The sequence below is a fragment of the Chitinophaga jiangningensis genome (genome assembly GCF_900142605.1).
Taxonomy (GTDB): Bacteria; Bacteroidota; Bacteroidia; order Chitinophagales; family Chitinophagaceae; genus Chitinophaga; species Chitinophaga jiangningensis.
In genome coordinates this window covers 552592-571640 of sequence record NZ_FRBL01000001.1, presented here as the reverse complement: position 1 = coordinate 571640, position 19049 = coordinate 552592, and the positions used below count along the sequence as shown (strand labels likewise).

Sequence of the window (19049 nt, the reverse complement as noted above, 5' to 3'; positions counted from 1 at the left end):
GCTCTTTCCACCTGGGATAGTACAGGCGCAGCAAGTACATTGTTAGAAATGTAAGCATAGGGATATGGTTTTCATTAAATTAACGGATAGTCAAGTTCAGTTCAGCATTGGCACGGGTCCTATATTTTTACGGCAATGTTTTAGCCAAAAGATATAGGTATTTTCAAATATACTTGCTTTTACTAAATCGTAATATCACACGTATGTGTTAATTTTTATCTATGTAGTAAGCGTTGGCCTGTTGTAACGGTGTTACTACCAGGTCGTTGATACAAACATGCGCCGGCAACGTAGTTACATAGTATACTATGTCGGCCACGTCCTGTGCACTCATTGGAATGAAACCCTGGTAAACGGCTTTGGCTTTATCTTCATCGCCTTTAAATCTCACCATAGAAAATTCCGTTTCAGCAGCACCCGGATGAATAGCGGTTACCTTCACACGATAAGGCAGCAGATCAATACGCATGCCCTGGGAAATCGCATCTACAGCAGCTTTGGTAGCACAGTAAACATTACCCTTCGCATAAACATGCTTGGCCGCAGTAGAGCCTATGTTGATGATATGGCCTGTGGTGCGGGAACGCATCCAGGGCATCACTACCCTCGACACATACAGCAGCCCCTTTACGTTGGTATCAATCATGGCATCCCAATCGTCGATACTGCCTTCCTCAATGCTGCTGAGCCCTGCAGCCAGCCCGGCGTTATTCACCAGTATATCGATGGCCTTCCATTCTTCCGGAATGCCACCCAGCGCCTGGGCTACCTCACTTTCATTTCTTACGTCAAAGTTCAGTGCCAGCACGTTGGTACCATATTCCTGTGTGAGTTGTGTGGATAATGCTTCCAGCCTTTCCTTGCGGCGGCCGGTTATAATAACATCGTAACCTTTGGAAGCAAAAGTAATAGCGCAGGCCTCACCAAATCCTGCCGTAGCGCCTGTAACAAGAACAATACCCATGAGAAGTAAATTTTAAGATAAGCTGAGGATGCAAAAGTAATGCAATTTGCAGCGAATCACCGGATGAGTGTGACGGTTCCTTTTCGCTGTATCTCCTGGCCGCTTAAATCGGTGCCGCTCAAAATCCAGATGTAGGTGTCTACCGGCGCGGGTTTGCCGAGGAAGGTGCCATCCCATCCAATTCTGAAATCAGTGGAGGCATATAACTCCTGCCCCCATCGGTTAAAGATCCGGAAGTATTTGTAGCTCACCATTCCTACGGGAATAAAGCGGAAACGGTCGTTTACCCCATCGCCATTAGGCGAAAAGGCATTAGGGATATAGATTTCAGGGCCGGCATAAAATTTCACACTCATGGTATCGTATCCTACGCAGCCTTGCAGGCTGGATACTTTCAGGATGTAAGTGGTATCAGTTACGGACTGCAGTACGGGATTGGCGATATTAGGATTGCTCAGCCCAAAGCCAGGTGTCCATTGGTAGGTATCACCACCGCTGCCCTGCATGGTAAAGGGCAGGCCCCTCACAAGGATGGTGTCGTTGCCGGCGAACGGATTTACGGCATAGATCCGCACATCTTTGGTGACGGACTTCTCACACTGGGTGTTGGTGTTAAGTGTAAGTGTGAGGCTGTAAACGCTGGCGCTGGGGAAAGTATAGGTGAGGTAACGGGTAGACTGGTCCTGGATGGTACTGTCGCCATTAAGCTCCCATTTCCGGTTTGTAATGGTGCCGTATTGATAAGTGGATAAGTCCTCGAACTGAATAGGATCGCCTTTACAGAAGCCGGTGTTTTTGAAATCAGCTTTCAGGCCGGGATAATTCGATACCTCACCGGTGGTACTATCGGTACAGGCCAGTCCGGGATTTACCACCATCTTAATCTTATACACCCCTGTATCCGGAAATACGTGCTGAAACAGGTTCTTGTTGGTTGTCAGCGTATCGGTACCATCTCCAAAATTCCAATAATAGGTAGATGTAAAACCTGCGTTACTATAATTAGGCATCGGCACGGCCAGCGTGGGCTCGTCCGCACAGTTGCGCAACACGGAGGGAATAGTGGCCGTAATTTTTGTGGTACAGTCAAATACGGTCATCAGGATATCCTTGCTGTGCGTGCCCAGAAACTTTTTAGTGGTCCGGTCATATTCGTTTACGCATACCGTTACCACATACTTTCCCGGCCGGTCTGGGGTACAGGTTATCAGCCCGTTGTTGTTGATACTGATCTGCGGATTCCCCCCCATGGGATTATTTCCCGAGTAAGGGGGGATATATCTTACCGTAGTATTATAAGGAGGCGGGGTGGTGGAACTCCGGTCGTTGTTCAGGGTACCATCGGTAAGGGCGCTGCAAAGGCTGTAGGTGAGACTATCGCCATCTTCATCAAACGCTGCATAATCCACCGAAAAGCCGATGGCGTTGCAAATAACGATGGTAGTATCTTTATTAAAGTAGGCGCTGTTATTATAAGGCTTTGTTTCTGATCCGGGAATAACGGTATAATACGTTGAACCTTCATGTTCGGAGTCGTAAATATTAGTGAGCTTTTCGCCACGGCAGCACCGTTGTGAGGATACATAGTAGCCGCCTGCCACCGGGGGTAATTCAATGGTAGCCTCATAAAAGGCTACTTCCAAATGTTGCGCCTGCGGGGCGAGACAAGGATTCTTAAGCGTATCGATCAATGGTTTTATGGCGGTGATATAGAGGTACACAGAAGATAAAATCCTGGTGCCATTTGCGGAGTACACATTAGCAACGGAAGGGTTTTCAAAGCGGTCAATACAACCTTGCCGGTCGCCGCAGGTAAAGTCTGCGTCGCGGTAAAGTTTGAGTGTAATCAGATAGCGGTAGCGTAGGCTATCTGCACTCATACCTATCGTTTTGTAATATATCTCGCCACCAATGATATGATAGCCAGCTGCATTAAGGAATAACAAACAGCAGCTAAGTACCAAAAAAATGACTCTCTTCATAATAGGGGTACTGCTCTATTAATTTAACACAAAATGAGCAGTTCCGGTTCACTGAAGTGTCATTATCGTACAATCGTTACCGTTCCTTTTAAACTGATAGTTTTTTGATTGATGTCCACCCCTTCTACCATCCAAACATAGGTGCCAACAGGGGCACGCTGGCCATTTACGGTGCCGTCCCAGCCCTTGAGATATGCTGTGGATGAATACATTAGCTTACCCCAGCGGTCATATACACGGAAGTAATTCATTTGAACAATGCCAACGGGCAGCGGCCGGAAAATATCATTTTTTCCATCGCCATTAGGAGAGAAGGCATTAGGTATATAGATTTCCGGCCCTGCGATGAATCTTACGAAAATATCATCGGTGCCACTGCAACCTTCCTGCGTATAGGCGGTAACGGTGTAAGTGATGTCTTTATCATATGCCGCAAACGGTGAAGGAGAGGTGGTGGAATTGAGTCCGGCGGATGGTGACCAGGTATATCTCACCCCTCCGGATGCATGTAACTGGAATGGAGTACCCAGCATTACAATGGTGTCATTGCCGGCAAACGCCTGCACCGGTGGTACTACTTTTACCAACGCCGTTGCTGTCACTTCTTTGGGGCATCCCAGTGTATCCGTTACCGTTACAGTGAACAAAGTGGTATCCGTAGGCTTCGCCCAGGTGATGGCGCTGCGTGGGTTTTCTACATAGTAGCTGGGCGACCAGGTATAGTAAGCGCCACCGCTGGCACGTAATAATACCCTGCTGCCGCTGCAGATGGTTGAATCCGGTAAGGCAGCTGCCCGTGGTGGATCAACTACTTTCATGCCTACGGTATCACGGTTGTGGCATTTACCCAGCTGTGCATGTATTTCGTAGCGCTGTGAGGGTGGTTGTGGTAAAACGGTAGCCTGCAAATCATTTCCGACAACGGTGTTGCTACCCAGCTCCGTCCAGGTATAACCATAAGGCCCGTCTGAGGTGGCGCGCAGTTTTACTTCGTCGCCGGTACAAACGGTACTGTCGCTCATCGCATTCACGTGAATTTGCTGTCTAACATCAATGGCTACACGTTTTTCAGCGGTGCATTGCTCCTGGTCGGTAAAGTACACAGTGTAAAAAGTATCTACTAAAGGAAATACTGTTGGGGTTGCCGTGTTTTCATCGAAGATCCGGTAGCTGGCGGGTTCCCAGGTAAAGGTGCCCGGTACGTCACTGGTAGCAGCGAGCTTCAGTGAATCGTTAATGCAGATAACCGTGTCGGTAGTAGCATACAACGGAGGATGGTCGTATACGGATAAAGTGGTGGTATCATATTGCTCACAGCCAAAGCTGGTGCGGGCATACAGGATCACCTGGTAGTTGCCTGTTTTGGTAAAGGTAAACTGCGGGTTGGCCAGGTTAGAGCTGTCGGCCGCTACGCCGGTGCCAAAATCCCACTTATAATAAGCCATGGCCCCCATATCGGTGGTGCTTCTGTCGGTGAACTGTACAGGTTTATCCACGCATCTGCCGGCGGTGCTGAAATCCGTGTGAAACACCGGAAACACCAGTACTTTGGCCGTGGCGCTGTCGCCGCAGTTACTGTTTTTATCTACATACAATTTTACGGTATATATACCGGGAGCAGCATAAGTATGCGGTAAAGGAGCGGGGTCATTGGTATCGAGCGTGGTCCCATCGCCAAAGTCCCAGTGATACGGCTTTCCGAGTGTACTGTTATTGAGGAAGGTGACCGTCATGCTGCGGCATTCGGTGTATTTATCCGGCATGGCAGCTACTACCTGTTTTACGCAGGTGGTCACGTTGATGTGGAAATCTTTTCGGAGGGTACCTACGAGTTTACCATTGCGCCTTTCTTCCACGCATACGGTTACTACGTATTTGCCGGGATCGGGTGCAATGCCGCTGATGATACCGGTTTTGGAATCTATGGTAACATTGGGTCCCAGTGGGGAGGCGCCGCTATAGGGCGGTACATAGCTTACATAGTCATAAGGTGGTGGGATGGCCGGATCAGGAATGCCGGTATTGTTGGTAGCCCTGCCACCTTTATAGGCAGAACAAAAGGAATAGGTGAGCTCATCATTATCCTGGTCGCTGGCGGAGAAGTCGTATGTGAATTTCTTTCCTGCGCATACCAGGGTGGCTTCTTCTTTATTAAACTGCGGGCTGGAATTTTCCGGGATGCCATTTTGGCGTCCTGGTAATTCCGTAAAATAGGTAGCACCAGTACCCTGGTTACCGGCAGGGCCGTTCATATTTTCAGCGATGATGTTGACCATGAAGTTATCGCGGCAGCAGCTCTGAAAAGAAACCGTATATCCTTTGTTGTTAGGGGCTACGGTGATATTGGTGGTATAATAGGCTACCTGGAAGCATACCCGTGGCGGGTTCACGATGCAGGGGTCTACCTGTGCCAGCTCTTTTTGCTCAAAGGAAGACCGGCCTACGAGTGGACTGGTAATCGCTGTGGTGCCGGGATTATCATTGTCGTAAACGGTGAGGTACACGGAAGCGGGCATTTCAGCGATATTCTGTCCGCTTTCACAGGTGCGGTACAGGCGCATGGTTACCCGGTAAGTATAGTTTCCATTGGCTTCCTGTTGCAGGAAGGTGTAATACACTTGCCCTCCTATAATATGTTTGGCGTGCACGGCCAGCGTGCCCATCATACATATGAGGATGAACAGTAGTTTTTTCACAACCAGAAAGTGTTTGTCTGCCTGGGTTTAAAGCTGGCAGAATGAAATAAATTGGTTCAGTAAATGATTACTTTCTTCAATTTTTTCCCACATTCCCATGTGGCCAACCTCTTCAAAAATGAATACGCTGCTGGTTTTTGGTAGCATCACCTGTTGTATTACACTGGCTGGTGCTACTGCGTTATCATCTTTCCCTATCACAAATAACACGGGAGTTGATGCTGAAGATAATAATCCGGTCAGATCGGGTCGTTGCATCATTGCATTGGTGTAGGCAATGAGTGATTCATCGGGACATTGTGAACACATATCGATACCTGCTTCTACCAGTTCGGGCTTTTTCGTTTTGGTTGCCGGGCTAAACAGATTGGGGATCGTTTGCCGGGTAAATAATGCACCGCCATGTTGCCGGATAAAGTCCATAGATTTCTTACGTGTATCCTTTTTCTCTTCTGTGTCAGCTGCTGCTGTAGAATGAAAGAGGCCAAGTCCTTTGATCACTTCGGGGTGTTGCTGCAGCAATGCCAGTGCTACATAACCTCCCATGGAGTGACCGATTACTACCGTTTCTTTTATGTTTTCTGCTAACAGTATTGCATATACGTAGTCTGCCATGGCAGCAATGGTAAGCCCTGCTGTAAGGGGCGATTTTCCGGTGCCTGGAAGGTCGGGGAGTATCAGCCGGTAATACCTGCTCAGGTAATCCCGTTGTGCTTTCCACACCTCGCTGTTTTCTGAAAATCCGTGAAGGAGTACTACCGCCGGGCCCTGTCCAATGTCCTGATAGGTGCCATTTCCATTATTGATTGTTTTCCACATTTCTGATGCCTGGAATGAACCGTGAAAAAATAGCATGTATCAATAACAAGATACAAAATATTATTGCTCCTCTCGAAATAAGATCTCCATATTTTACGTAGAACGTAAGATCATACCTCGGTGTTACAGGTGCTTTAAAAACGGCTGGTTCCCAATAGGGTTGCGGCTGATAGATGTTGCCCAGCGGGTCTACCACTGCTGAAATACCGGTGTTGGCGCTGCGGGCAATCCATTTCCGGGTTTCAATGGCACGGATGCGGGCATACTGCATATGTTGCCTGTGCCCTTCTGTATTTCCCCACCAGCCATCGTTGGTGATGATTACCAGCAGGTTGGCGCCGGCACGCGCACGGGAAGCTACATAGTTACTGAAAACGGATTCGTAACAGATGGTAGGGAATACATTAATGTTGTGTGCCGGATCTGTAAGCATTTCACAGGCAGGGGTGCGGCCATAACTTCCGCTGATGCCGCCCATGTCCAGCGCCACTTTTTTCATGAAATTGAAATAGCGCACATAGGGTACCAATTCTACCCCCGGCACCAGTTCATATTTATGATATATCTGTATGGAGTTCGAAGTATCGATTTGCAGTGCGCTGTTGAAGGCATCCCAATGGGTGCCATCTTCCATGGTGCGACTCCCTTCTGCCGCTTCATCCGGCTGGCGGTACTGCTTTAAAGTAACAGCGCCGGTGATCACTTTGGCATGTGGGTATTGACGCAGAAAGTCACGTACAGCGGTAACTTCAGGCGTGTAGTTTAATTGCTCTTCCCAGCCGCCCTGCGGAAATAGCGCAGTTTCCGGCCAAATAATATAACGGGTATTGCTATCTGTTTTTTCTTTTGAGAGAGAGATGAGTTTTTCGACCTGCTGCATGGAATTGCCTCCGGCAAATTTCTCATCGTAGGGATCAATATTAGGTTGCACTACTACGACGTTGATTTGCTTTGCCGGATCATCCGGAACAGGGTGAATGAGCACATTCACCAGCAGTGGCAGCAATAGGACAACCGCAGGCTTCCATATCTCTCTTTTACAAAACTCCGCAAAGGAATAATCGTGTATACGTGCCCGTTTCCATGCTGTATAAATCAGGATATTGCTCAGTAGTACCCATACGGTGCCACCGCTGGCGCCGGTATATTCATACCACTGTATCCACCCGGGGTGCATGGCAAAGCCGTTACCCAGTACCAGCCATGGCCAGCTGAGTTCCCAGGTTTGGTGAATATATTCGAAGGTGAGCCAGTATACGATCAGCGCAAAATAGCTGCTGGTGGCCGACAGGCGCCGGCGACTATTCTTATACATCACCCACGGGATCGTCATCAGAAAGGCATTAAAGCTGTTGGCAAAAACGCCGCTGGCAGGCACGGGGGTGTTGCCCACCCACCAGGTACTGCCCGCATTCCAAAGGAGAAAAGCGAGGAATATCAGCCCGAAATAAGCCCCCTTATGCCTTACCTTCTCTGTAATATAAAACAAAGGCGTAAGGGCAATAAAAATCAACGGGGTAAACGGCATGGTAGGCCAGGAAAGCCAGAGCAGCAATCCACTGAGTATACTTAAAATGATAATGCGCAGGTTCATATTCGTGTTTCAGGAATAGATGGCAACGAAGATAAGTGGGGATCGGTACAAAACAAAAGACGGCATGCTATTATAACATGATATTAATTGATTATTTGAATGACGGCCTCCTGAAAGCAAAACACCGCAGTCCATACAAGTAGTACGAACTGCGGTGCGTTATAATTTAACTGCTTGCGCTTATCTGCTATAGTTAGGTGCTTCTTTAGTGATTACCACATCATGCGGGTGGTTTTCTTTAACGGTAGCAGCGGTGATTTTCACAAACTGAGCTCCCTGTAAAGTTTTCACATCTTTAGAACCTGTGAGGCCCATACCTGCACGAAGTCCGCCTACAAACTGCTGGATAACTTCGGAGAGGTATCCTTTGTAAGGTACGCGACCTACGATACCTTCCGGAACGAGTTTTTTGATATCATCTTCATCCTGGAAGTAGCGGTCTTTACTACCTTCCTGCATGGCTTCGATAGAACCCATACCACGGTAGGATTTGAACTTACGACCTTCGTAGATGATGGTTTCTCCCGGAGATTCCTCCACACCAGCGAAGATGGAGCCGGCCATGATGCAGGATGCACCGGCAGCCAGGGCTTTCACCATATCACCGGTATAACGGATACCGCCATCGGCGATAACAGGAATACCTTGTTTTTTCAGGGCGTCAGCAGCATCCATTACAGCGCTCAGCTGAGGGAAACCGGCACCGGTTACGATACGGGTAGTACATATGGAACCAGGGCCCACACCTACTTTTACCGCATCAGCACCAGCAGCAGCAAGTGCGAGGGCACCTTCCGCAGTGGCTACGTTACCAGCGATCACCTGTAATTTAGGGAATGCTTTCTTCAGTTTTTTCAGGGTGTTGAGTACTGCGATGGAATGGCCATGAGAGCTATCCAGGCAAACTACGTCCACGCCTACATTAATCAGGGCCTGTGCACGATCCAGCACGTCAGGGGTGATACCCAGTGCTGCACCTACCAGCAGGCGGCCAAACTCGTCTTTCACTGCATTAGGATAGCTGGTGAGCTGGAGGATGTCACGATAAGTGATCAGGCCAACCAGTTTACCCTGCTTATTTACCACAGGCAGTTTTTCAATCTTATATTGCTGGAGGATTTTTTCCGCCTTTTTCAGGTCGGTGCCTTCAGGAGCGGTGATCAGCTTTTCGCTGGTCATTACTTCTTTTACGAGGCGTTTTTTATTTTTCTCGAAACGCAGGTCTCTGTTGGTCAGAATGCCGATCAGCTTGCTGGCGTTGTCAACGATTGGAATACCACCAATGCCGTTTTCTTTCATGAGCTTCAGGGCCTGGCCAATGGTAGCATCCGGCTGTAAGGTAACAGGGTCCATAATCAGACCGCTTTCGCTACGCTTTACACGACGAACCATTTCCGCCTGTCTTTCTATGCTCATGTTTTTGTGGAGAATACCTATTCCACCCTCTCTCGCCAGGGCGATAGCCAGATTGGCTTCCGTAACAGTGTCCATAGCGGCAGATACCATCGGTAAATTGAGCCGTATGTTCTTTGTTAATTGCGTAGAGATATTTACATCTTTCGGATGAACTTCAGAGTAGGCCGGGACGAGGAGTACATCATCAAATGTCAGTCCGTCAGCTACAAATTTGGGTTTAGATTTTCCCGCAGGCATGATGCAACTATTTGTCAGTTAAAAAATAATTGCACGCAAATGTACACCTATTTGCGCAATAAATAAAATTTCACTGTTAAGCAGTTGTGAATTTGTGTTTCCTGACGCTCAAATGACAGGTTCATATACCTGACCCGGCAAACATTTCACCAGGGACTGCATTTCGAGGTTGAATACGGCTACTGCCACCTGGCTACCGCTCAGGCGACTAAGTATATATATTTCTTCCAGATGTAGCCGTTTCCGTTGCTCAAAAAGCCGCATAATAGCTTGTTCTTCCGGGGAAAGTTCGGGAAACAACGGTACCTGCCTGTTAGCTATGGGCCTGGCTGCCTGTTGGTCCCATCCCATAGCGCTTAATATATCTGCTGCACAGGTAATGAGTGTGGCCTTGTTTTCCCGGATCAATGCATGGCAACCGGCGGAATACCATTCGCCCACCCGGCCGGGAATGCAATATACATCCCGGTTGTAGCCATTGGCCAGGGCGGCAGTGATCAGTGAACCACCTTTGATACCACTTTCAATAACTACCGTGGCATCTGCCAGTCCTGCCACTATCCTGTTGCGCTTTGGGAAATTCTGTTTATCGGGCAGGGTATTAACGGGGTACTCCGTGAGTAAGCCGCCGCACTGCTGCATGCTTTCGGCCACCTGACTATGTGCGGCCGGGTATATACGGTCCAGCCCATGTGCCAGTACGCCTATAGTGGGCGCCTTGGCCGCCACGGCGGTGTTGTGCGCCAGGATGTCGATCCCATAGGCCAGTCCACTGATAACGGTAACACCGTTATCGCACAATTCCTTCACCAGTTGCTCGCAAACCCGGATGCCATATGGCGATGGCTGCCGGGTGCCCACAATGCTCACCATCCGGGAGGCATTCAGGGAAGCATTTCCTTTGAAATACAGCAGGGATGGGGCGTCCATACAATTACGCATTCTCCCCGGATAGCTTTCATCTCTGTAAAAAATAACCTGGATATCATTGGCGCTGATGAATTCCATTTCCTTTTCTATGGGCTCAAAATCATTGAAGTGCTTGATGGCGCTGGCCTTTACACTGCCTACCTGTTCAATTTTTTCCAACTCGTGGTGCCTGGCCTGGAAAATAGCGGAAGCAGTGGGAAAGTAATCCAGGAGCTTCCGGATGGTGACATCACCAATCATGGGCACCCTGGTTAATGCAATCTGATACATTAATTCGGAGGGCATAACAAACAATTTTAGTCCATTCAAATTACAATTTATCCGGAGTAGTTTTTTCTTGCACAGGTGATTTATTTTTGCAGCAACCAATTTATATTTTATGAAGATGATAAGGCTTTGGGGAGTAGTACTACTGGCAGGTTTGGCAGCATGTAAAACCGGGCAGCCGGCGGCAGGCAGCACCGCATCCAACACGGTGCTGGTACCACAGGGAGCTGCATGGGCCGCCTTGTGGCAACAACAGTCGGGTGAGTACAAGGCATTGTGTTTACAGGCATACCAGCTGGCCACATGGCGACTGGATCAGTACCTGGCAAAAGCCAACGGTAAGCCGCTGGCTGTAGTAACGGACATCGATGAAACGGTATTGGATAACAGCCCCTATTCTGTGCACCAGGCTCTGAATAAAAAAGGCTACGACGAAAAAAGCTGGGCCGAATGGACCGCCAAAGCAGCTGCTGACACGGTACCGGGAGCTCCGGCATTCTTCAAATATGCAGCGTCAAAAGGGGTACAGGTATTTTATATCACCAACAGGCTGGAGTCGGAACGGGCTGCCACCCTTAAAAACCTGCAGCAGTTCAACTTTCCTTATGCAGATGACCAGCACCTGCTGCTGAAAACAACCACTTCCGGCAAGGAACCCCGCCGCCAGCAAGTGCTGCAGCAGTATGATATCGTGTTGCTGTTTGGAGATAATCTCAGTGATTTTGCGTCCATTTTTGATAAAAAACCTTTCGAAGAAAGGAATGCCGCTGCGCTGAAATCCAGTGCCGATTTTGGTTCGCGGTTTATTGTGCTGCCTAATCCGATGTATGGCGACTGGGAAGGAGCCCTTTATAATTTTCAGTATAAGCTCACGGAGCAACAAAAAGATTCCGTGTTGCGAAGTAAGTTGAAAAACTATTAATAGCATATTTCCATAATACAAAAAGCAGGGGCGGGCCAGTGGCTCGCCCTCACTATTTGTCCTCATTTGAAGTTTTTTTTATTAACCGGTGTCCATTGTGTCGTTCAAATCCGTCTTTAGGCAGGAATCCAGCTTTGTACCACCAGCATGCCACCAAGTGCTGGTGAATACAACGTTTTTCCATTTTGGGTAGAATTCTACAAAACATTATCTTATCTTGTTAGCTAATTAGTGTTTGTACAGTAAATGAACAATTGAGTTGTCAACCAAAATAGTACTGGAGGAAAAAGAGTTATTACAACAGGCCGCTGAAGGAGACAGGGAGGCATATGGACAATTATATGCCCGGTATTACGACTCCCTATATCATTCCCTTTCATTTCTGGTTAAATCAGAGACGGAGGCAGAAGAATTAATTCAGGACGCTTTTGTAAAGACGTGGATCAGCCGTGAAACGCTCATGCTGGTCAGGTCATTTGGCGATTATATGTTTACAGTAGCCAAGAACCTCCGTATTGACAAAATGCGGAGCCGCAATACCCGAACTACAGCAGAATTTACCTATCAGGAACACCGGCCGGAATCGGACCCCTTGTCGGATGATATCTACCTATATAAACAATATTATGAAACTGCATGGGCTGCGGTACAACAGCTGCATGGTAAAAAGAAATCTATCTTCCTGCTACGGACCCAGGAAGGACTTACATTGCAGGAAATAGCAGAACGCGAAGGTATCAGCAGATCCGCTGTGAAAAAGCACCTGTATACGGCATTGGAACAAATGAAAATGGCACTGGTTAAAAACGGTGAGTGGATGTCTGTATTAGTACTGCTTGTCATGCCATCCTACCTGTAAAATTTTTTTTAGAAAAAAGGTGTCCATTCCCTATTTCACTTACGTCTATCTATTAACAGCATATGAATAAACAAGAAGTAATTGTACTGTTCAGGAAATATGATGATGGTACCATCACTGAACAGGAGCGGCTTACCTGGGAAGAGTGGTGTAATAACATCACTCTGGAAGCATTTAATGAAATGCTCCGGGAGGCTTTTCCTGAGCGTACTTTTCCTAAAGGACAATTACTTCCACACAGGCAGGAGGCATTAGCATTAGCCTTAACAGCTGCTGAACAAAGGGATGCCTCACCAGTGGTGCCTATGGGCCGCTGGCGCTGGGCCGCAGCCGCAGCTGCGGTAGTGTTGGTAGCAGGTGCGGCGTGGTGGTATAACGGTACCCGGCCAACCGTTAAGATAGATGACTTCAAAGCTGCTGCTAAAATTCAGCCAGGCCGTCAGGGTGCTATGTTAACACTTGCAAACGGACAGCAGGTATTGCTCGACAGCCTCGGAAACGGTCTGATCGCCGCTCAGCAGGGAACCAACCTGCGCATGGATGCCGGTAAACTGAAATACGACGTATTAAAAAAGGACAATGAAAAAATAGCCTGGAATACGATTACCACTCCCAGGTCCAGGCAGTTCACCCTCATACTGCCCGATGGCAGTATGTTGTGGATGAACGCTGCCAGCTCCGTGAAGTTCCCGGTGAGTTTTGCCGGTAATGAAAGGCGGATTGAAGTATCCGGTGAGGTATACATCGAAGTAGCACCGCAGGAAAATCAACCTTTCTATGTTTCACTCACTGGTCAAACAGCGATAGAGGTACTGGGCACCAGCTTCAACATAAGTGCCTATAACGACGATAAGCATATAACAGCCACCCTGATTGCAGGAGCTATCAACGTAAAAACAACAGATAATAAAATACAGTTGAAACCCGGGCAACAGGCCCTGGTGAAAGAAAATGGCAGCCAGCTGTCAATTAATACAAATCCGGACCTTACCAAAGTAATGGCCTGGAAAAACCGACAATTCAATTTCGAAGGTGCCAATATTAAAGATGTAATGAAACAATTGTCCAGATGGTATGATATCGAAGTAGTGTATGAGGGCACGCCCCCAAATATCGACTTTGGTGGAAAACTTAGTATGGACATGAGTCTTGATGGAGTACTACATGCGTTGAAAGACGCCGAAGTCCATTTTAAAATGGACGGTCGCCAACTAACTATTATGCAATAACCAGAATGAATGTTATTGCCAGCTACTTATGAGATTATATCAACTAATTTAAAATTATAGACAGTAAAACAGATCATTAAACTTAATTAAAAACAACATAACTGGTAAACGTGGAGCAATGAACCGTCGGATTTATCCGATATGGTAATGGCTTGCCTTTACCCAAGAACCAACCAACCAACTTGGAACAATAAAGCCGGAAGAGAAATTGGACCCTCGCTTCCGGCATAGGTTCCAATTGGAAAATCGTCGTATACAACAACATTTAAAAATCAAAACCCAACCAAAATTATGCAAAAATCTGCAAACCGTTCTACGGTTATGTGGCCGGGATTAACGCGCTGGCTACGCCAGAACGGCGCTCTAAAACATTACTTGTTGGTTATGAAGCTAACCGCTTTAATAATGTGCTTTTCACTGATGCATGTATATGCGAGTACGTTTTCTCAATCAGTGACTATTTCTGCCAAAGGAGCAGGATTAAAAACTATTTTTTCAGAGATAGAAAAGCAGACTGGCTATGTTGTTTTCTATAACAAAGCCATGCTTGAAAATACAAACAGGGTAACCGTACATGCTACCAACGCGCCGCTCAGATCTTTCCTGGATGAAGTGTTTGCAGATCAACCCCTCAGGTACCGGATTGATGGTGCCAATATAGTGCTCACCCGTAAAGTTGTTGTTAGCGAAAAAGTCCCACCGGTATGGGCCATGGTTATTCCTGTTATGATCCGTGGCCGGATTACAGATGCTTCCCATAATCCATTACCTGGCGCTACTGTTTATGTGAAAGGTCGTAAAGATCGATTCGCCGTAGCTGACGCAAAAGGTAACTTTGCAGTCAGTTGTGAGGAGGGGGATGTGCTGGTATTTTCTTATATCGGCTACAAGACCGGTGAGTTTAAAGTGGGTAGATCTTATACACTTAACATCATCTTACAGGAAGATCAGAAAAACATCAAAGACGTGGTAATTACGGGGATGATGGTACGTAAAAAAGAAAGTTTCACGGGAGCAACATCTTCATTCACTGGTGAGCAGTTGAAAACAGTGAGCAACCAGGATATCGTATCCAGCCTCAAATTACTGGATCCTTCTTTTGTACAGATTGAAAACAACCTGGCAGGGTCCAATCCTAACGTATTGCCTACCATTGAGCTGCGTGGACAAACCAGCATCTCTTCCACCGGACTGCGTGATCAATTTTCCAATGATCCTAACCAGCCACTCTTCATCCTGAATGGTTTTGAAACTAACCTGCAGACTATTGTTGACCTGGACATTAACCTGGTTGCATCCGTTACCATCCTTAAAGATGCAGCCTCCACTGCTATCTACGGTTCCAGAGCTTCCAACGGTGTAATCGTAGTTGAAACTAAAAAACCGCTGCCAGGAAAACTTCGTGTTAGCTACACCGCGGATCTTCGCGCTGAACTGCCTGATCTGTCTTCTTATAACATGATGAACGCCAGTGAAAAACTGCAGTTTGAAAAACTGGCCGGCGCATATGACGAAGTCAGTAATAACCCACAATACCAGGTATACCTCGACACCATTTATAATGCGCACCTCAGAAATGTATTACGTGGGGTAAATACCTACTGGTTAAATAAGCCGCTGCAAACCGGTTTTACCCAGCGTCATGCAGTTAATGCCTCCGGTGGGGATAACATTTTCCAATATGAAGTAGGCTTTAATTACCGTACCAACTCCGCTACCATGATCGGTTCCAAGCATAACGACTGGGGGGTAACACTGAACCTGTTCTATAACAGTGATAAGGTACGTATTGGTAATATGGCTTATGTAAGTGGGAATAATATGGCAAACTCCCCTTACGGTAGCTTTACAACCTGGGCAAATGCCAACCCTTATTACGAAATTCCTGCTGATAACTCTCTGCCATACCTGGAACAAATCCGCACGGGTTACAGCCCAATGAACCGGAATATTGTGAATCCCTATTATAACGCAGGATTAGGTAGTTATGATAAAGGTAACGGCTATACGATCACTGATAACTTCCAGGTAAATATAGATGTAAGTAAAAATTTTAGAATTCAGGGTAATGGCCAGGTACAAAAAGGCATGACTGAGTCAGCTGCGTTTATATCTGCCATGAATACCCAATATCTGACGCAGGCAGATCCAACCCTGCGAGGCTCCTACACTTTTGCCCGTCAATCGCCATTTTCCTACAATGCCAATGTGAGTGCCACCTATACGCAGATGCTGGCACAGCGCCATTCTATTACCGCCTATGCCCGTGCTGAAGCCGCTGAAAATAAAAACAGCGCCAATGGTTACAAGGCAATTGGTTTCCCTAACATCAGTAATGGTAACCCTGCTTTTGCATATGGTTATGAGCAAAGTGGGGTACCTAACGTAGCTAACAGTATCACCAGAAGAAATTCCTTCATTGGATCAGTGAACTATTCTTATGATGGCAGATACAATGTGGATCTGAATGCAAGCTTTGATGGTTCTACCGCTTTTGGTTCAAACAAACGTTATCAACCATACTATTCTGTTGGAGGTAGCTGGAACCTGCATAAAGAGCGATTTGTAAAAGCAATGGGTATTTTCAATAACCTGCGTTTGCGTGGTAATATCGGTCTTACCGGTAACCAAAACTTTGGTAACGTAAGTGAATCCGTTTACAAGTATTATTCTGCCATCAATGGATTTGGGCAAGGTGTATACCTCAGCGCTTTAGGTGCTCCTGATCTGAAATGGCAAAATACTTTGCAAACCAGCTTCGGTATCGATGCTGACCTGCTGAAAAGCAGGTTGAAATTACAGGTGAATGGCTACCGTAAGCTCACCGACCCACTCGTGGTTGCTATTACCCTGCCTTCTTCCACCGGTCTGAGCAATTATCCTTTTAATGCCGGCACGTCTGTGGTAAACGGCTGGGAGTTTATGGCCACTGCCTATCCGATATTCAAACCTAAGATGGTATGGTCCGTCGGTATTACAGGCGCACTGCTCAAACAGCATTATGAAAACTTCAATAACAAACTGGCTGGTTTAAATAAAGATTTACAGAAAAGTAATTCATTAACCAGGTATAAAGATGGTTACAGCTCTTACGACTTGTGGGCAGTTGTTTCACAAGGTATTGATCCTGCAACAGGAAGAGAAGTATTCCTCCGTAAGGATGGTCAGCAAACCTTCGTGTATGACGCTACTGATCAGGTAAGAGTAGGAACTACCAATCCGAAGGCACAAGGTGTATTAAACTCCTCATTTACCTATTATGGCTTCCGTGCAAGCGTTTACTTCAGCTATGTCTACAGCAAGGACCAGTTCAATACGGCCCTGTATAATAAAGTTGAAAACATCACTTATGCACAATTATCCAACAACCAGGATAAGAGAGCCTTATATGATCGCTGGAAGAAACCAGGTGATGTAGTGCCTTTCAAAGGTATTGCTGACAGTAAGCAAACACCAATATCATCACGCTTCATCCAGAATGAGAATTCCATTTCCCTGTCTTCCCTCAACGTAGGCTATGAGTTCAGAGACAAGCCCTGGTTGAGTAAAGCAAGTCTGGCAGCGTTGAATCTCAGTGCTTTTACCAATGATTTGTTTTATATCTCCACTATAAGAAGAGAAAGAGGAATTGATTATCCGTTCGCGAGATCTGTATCATTCAGTCTCAGAGCTACTTTCAAATAATGCCTAAAATATTGACCGCATGAAAATTTACATATATACACTGGCGTTAGCTGCACTTGCGTTTTCCAGCTGTAAAAAATGGATGGATGTAAAACCGGAAGATAAATTCCTGGAAGAGCAGCTGTATGCTTCCAAACAAGGATTTGAAACAAGTATCAATGGATTTTACCTGGGGAATACGGATGCTGCACTTTACGGTGGTTCGCTTACGATGACCACCATGGACATCCTGGGACAACTGTATACCGCATCCTTTGATTCCAAGAATCCGAACTATTCCATGTCATCCTATTCCTATGGTGATGATGCAGCTAAATCGTTAATAGATAGAATCTGGACTAAGCAGTTTGCCAATATCGCTGGTGTGAATAATTTTATTGCAGCCGTAGATAAATATGGTGCTGTGATGGATTCCGCCAGCCGTAAGCGTTATAAAGGTGAAGCACTCGGGCTTCGTGCCTTCTACTACCTGGACCTCGTGCGGATGTTTACCCCTGCATATTCCCAGGATTCGCTTATACAACTGATGCCTTATTACTCGAAGGTATCTAACGATATTTCACCGTTTTACCCTACCAATCAGGTGATGCAGTTTATCCTGGATGATCTTACAAAGGCAGAGCAGTTATTGCTCGCCTCAGATCCTGCGGTACAGCAGGCACGCGTAAGCCAGGTGTCTGGTTCTTTCGACCGTACCACCCGTAATTATCGCATGAATTACTATGCAGTAAAAGCACTGAAAGCCAGGGCATATATGTGGATGGGTAATAAGCCTGCTGCACTGGCTGCTGCCAAAGCGGTGATAGGTGATCAGCTTAAATTTCCATGGACAACTACCGATGATCTGAAAAATGGTGAATACAGTAATAAAGTATTTGCTACAGAAATGATTATGGGTATGGAATTTACCAAATTACTGGATGTATTCAACAGCAACTTTATTTCTACGCTGGATGGTACGGTGCTGCTGGCCCCTGAAAGCAGTGGGGCGTTTATCAACCAGACCGTCTTTGAAGGTATTTCGGCCGATTACAGGTATCAGTACAACTGGAAAATTGTTGCAAAGGCCTATCCTACTTTCGTAAAGTACCAGGATACCAACAACAGCGGATATGCTTCAAACAGAACAGTTCCATTAATCCGGATGGGCGAAATGTACCTGATCGCTGCTGAATGCGAACCAGACCTTGGAACAGCAAAGTCATACCTGAATGAATTGTGGATCAAAAGAAACTTCGGTGCGCTGGCTGATAACGCCAGTGCCGTGGATCTCACCGCGGCGATCCTGAAAGAATACAGAAGGGAATTTATAGGGGAAGGACAGCTGTTCTTCTTTTACAAAAGAACAAGGGCCGCCTCTATCATAGCAGCCAGCACTAACAAGGCATTGACTATGTCGGATGTTAAATACACTTTCCCTATTCCTTTATCCGAAACTACTCCAAGATAA

At 46.7% G+C, this 19049-nt stretch carries 12 protein-coding genes; 5 read left to right on the top strand and 7 right to left on the bottom strand.

The features are described 5' to 3' along the window. Nucleotides 1–208: 208 nt before the first annotated feature. The 7 genes from BUB18_RS02285 to dprA all read right to left on the bottom strand — a co-directional run bounded on the left by BUB18_RS02285 (nt 209) and on the right by dprA (nt 10923). Nucleotides 209–964, bottom strand: a complete 756-nt coding sequence (locus BUB18_RS02285; RefSeq protein WP_073077588.1) for an SDR family NAD(P)-dependent oxidoreductase — start codon at nt 962–964, stop codon at nt 209–211. 56 nt (nt 965–1020) lie between these two features. After that, nucleotides 1021–2844 (bottom strand): PKD domain-containing protein, encoded by a 1824-nt coding sequence (locus BUB18_RS02280; protein ID WP_073077586.1) that lies wholly within the window; start codon nt 2842–2844, stop codon nt 1021–1023. Nucleotides 2845–3008: 164 nt separating this feature from the next. Continuing rightward, complete coding sequence (locus tag BUB18_RS02275) at nt 3009–5642, bottom strand: PKD domain-containing protein (protein ID WP_143159799.1); 2634 nt, start codon at nt 5640–5642, stop codon at nt 3009–3011. A gap of 27 nt (nt 5643–5669) precedes the next feature. Next, the gene (locus BUB18_RS02270; protein ID WP_073077582.1) at nt 5670–6461 is read right to left on the bottom strand and encodes an alpha/beta fold hydrolase; all 792 of its coding nucleotides are present in this window, start codon (nt 6459–6461) and stop codon (nt 5670–5672) included. Then, nucleotides 6442–8055, bottom strand: coding sequence for an apolipoprotein N-acyltransferase (gene lnt / locus BUB18_RS02265; RefSeq protein WP_073077581.1), 1614 nt, complete (start codon nt 8053–8055; stop codon nt 6442–6444). The genes BUB18_RS02270 and lnt overlap by 20 nt, the downstream gene beginning before the upstream one ends. Nucleotides 8056–8235: 180 nt before the next feature. Beyond that, a complete protein-coding gene (guaB, locus tag BUB18_RS02260) occupies nt 8236–9708 on the bottom strand; it encodes an IMP dehydrogenase (protein WP_073077578.1) in 1473 nt (490 codons plus the stop codon). A gap of 108 nt (nt 9709–9816) precedes the next feature. Continuing rightward, nucleotides 9817–10923: a DNA-processing protein DprA gene (gene dprA / locus BUB18_RS02255; RefSeq protein ID WP_073077576.1), complete on the bottom strand. Its 1107-nt coding sequence runs from the start codon at nt 10921–10923 to the stop codon at nt 9817–9819. Between the two features lie 94 nt (nt 10924–11017). Between dprA and BUB18_RS02250 the strand changes: the two genes are divergently transcribed. The 5 genes from BUB18_RS02250 (at nt 11018) to BUB18_RS02230 (ending at nt 19049) form a co-directional block, all read left to right on the top strand. Then, nucleotides 11018–11827, top strand: a complete 810-nt coding sequence (locus tag BUB18_RS02250) for a 5'-nucleotidase, lipoprotein e(P4) family (protein WP_083549257.1) — start codon at nt 11018–11020, stop codon at nt 11825–11827. A gap of 259 nt (nt 11828–12086) precedes the next feature. After that, nucleotides 12087–12686 carry an RNA polymerase sigma factor gene (locus BUB18_RS02245; RefSeq protein ID WP_073077574.1) on the top strand — a complete coding sequence of 200 codons (600 nt, stop codon included), beginning with the start codon at nt 12087–12089 and terminating at the stop codon, nt 12684–12686. A gap of 62 nt (nt 12687–12748) precedes the next feature. Further along, nucleotides 12749–13915, top strand: a complete 1167-nt coding sequence (locus BUB18_RS02240; RefSeq protein ID WP_073077572.1) for a FecR family protein — start codon at nt 12749–12751, stop codon at nt 13913–13915. Nucleotides 13916–14299: 384 nt separating this feature from the next. Next, a complete protein-coding gene (locus BUB18_RS02235) occupies nt 14300–17599 on the top strand; it encodes a SusC/RagA family TonB-linked outer membrane protein (RefSeq protein WP_178372066.1) in 3300 nt (1099 codons plus the stop codon). Nucleotides 17600–17618: 19 nt separating this feature from the next. Beyond that, entirely contained in the window at nt 17619–19049 is a 1431-nt protein-coding gene (locus BUB18_RS02230; RefSeq protein ID WP_073077571.1) for a RagB/SusD family nutrient uptake outer membrane protein, read from the top strand.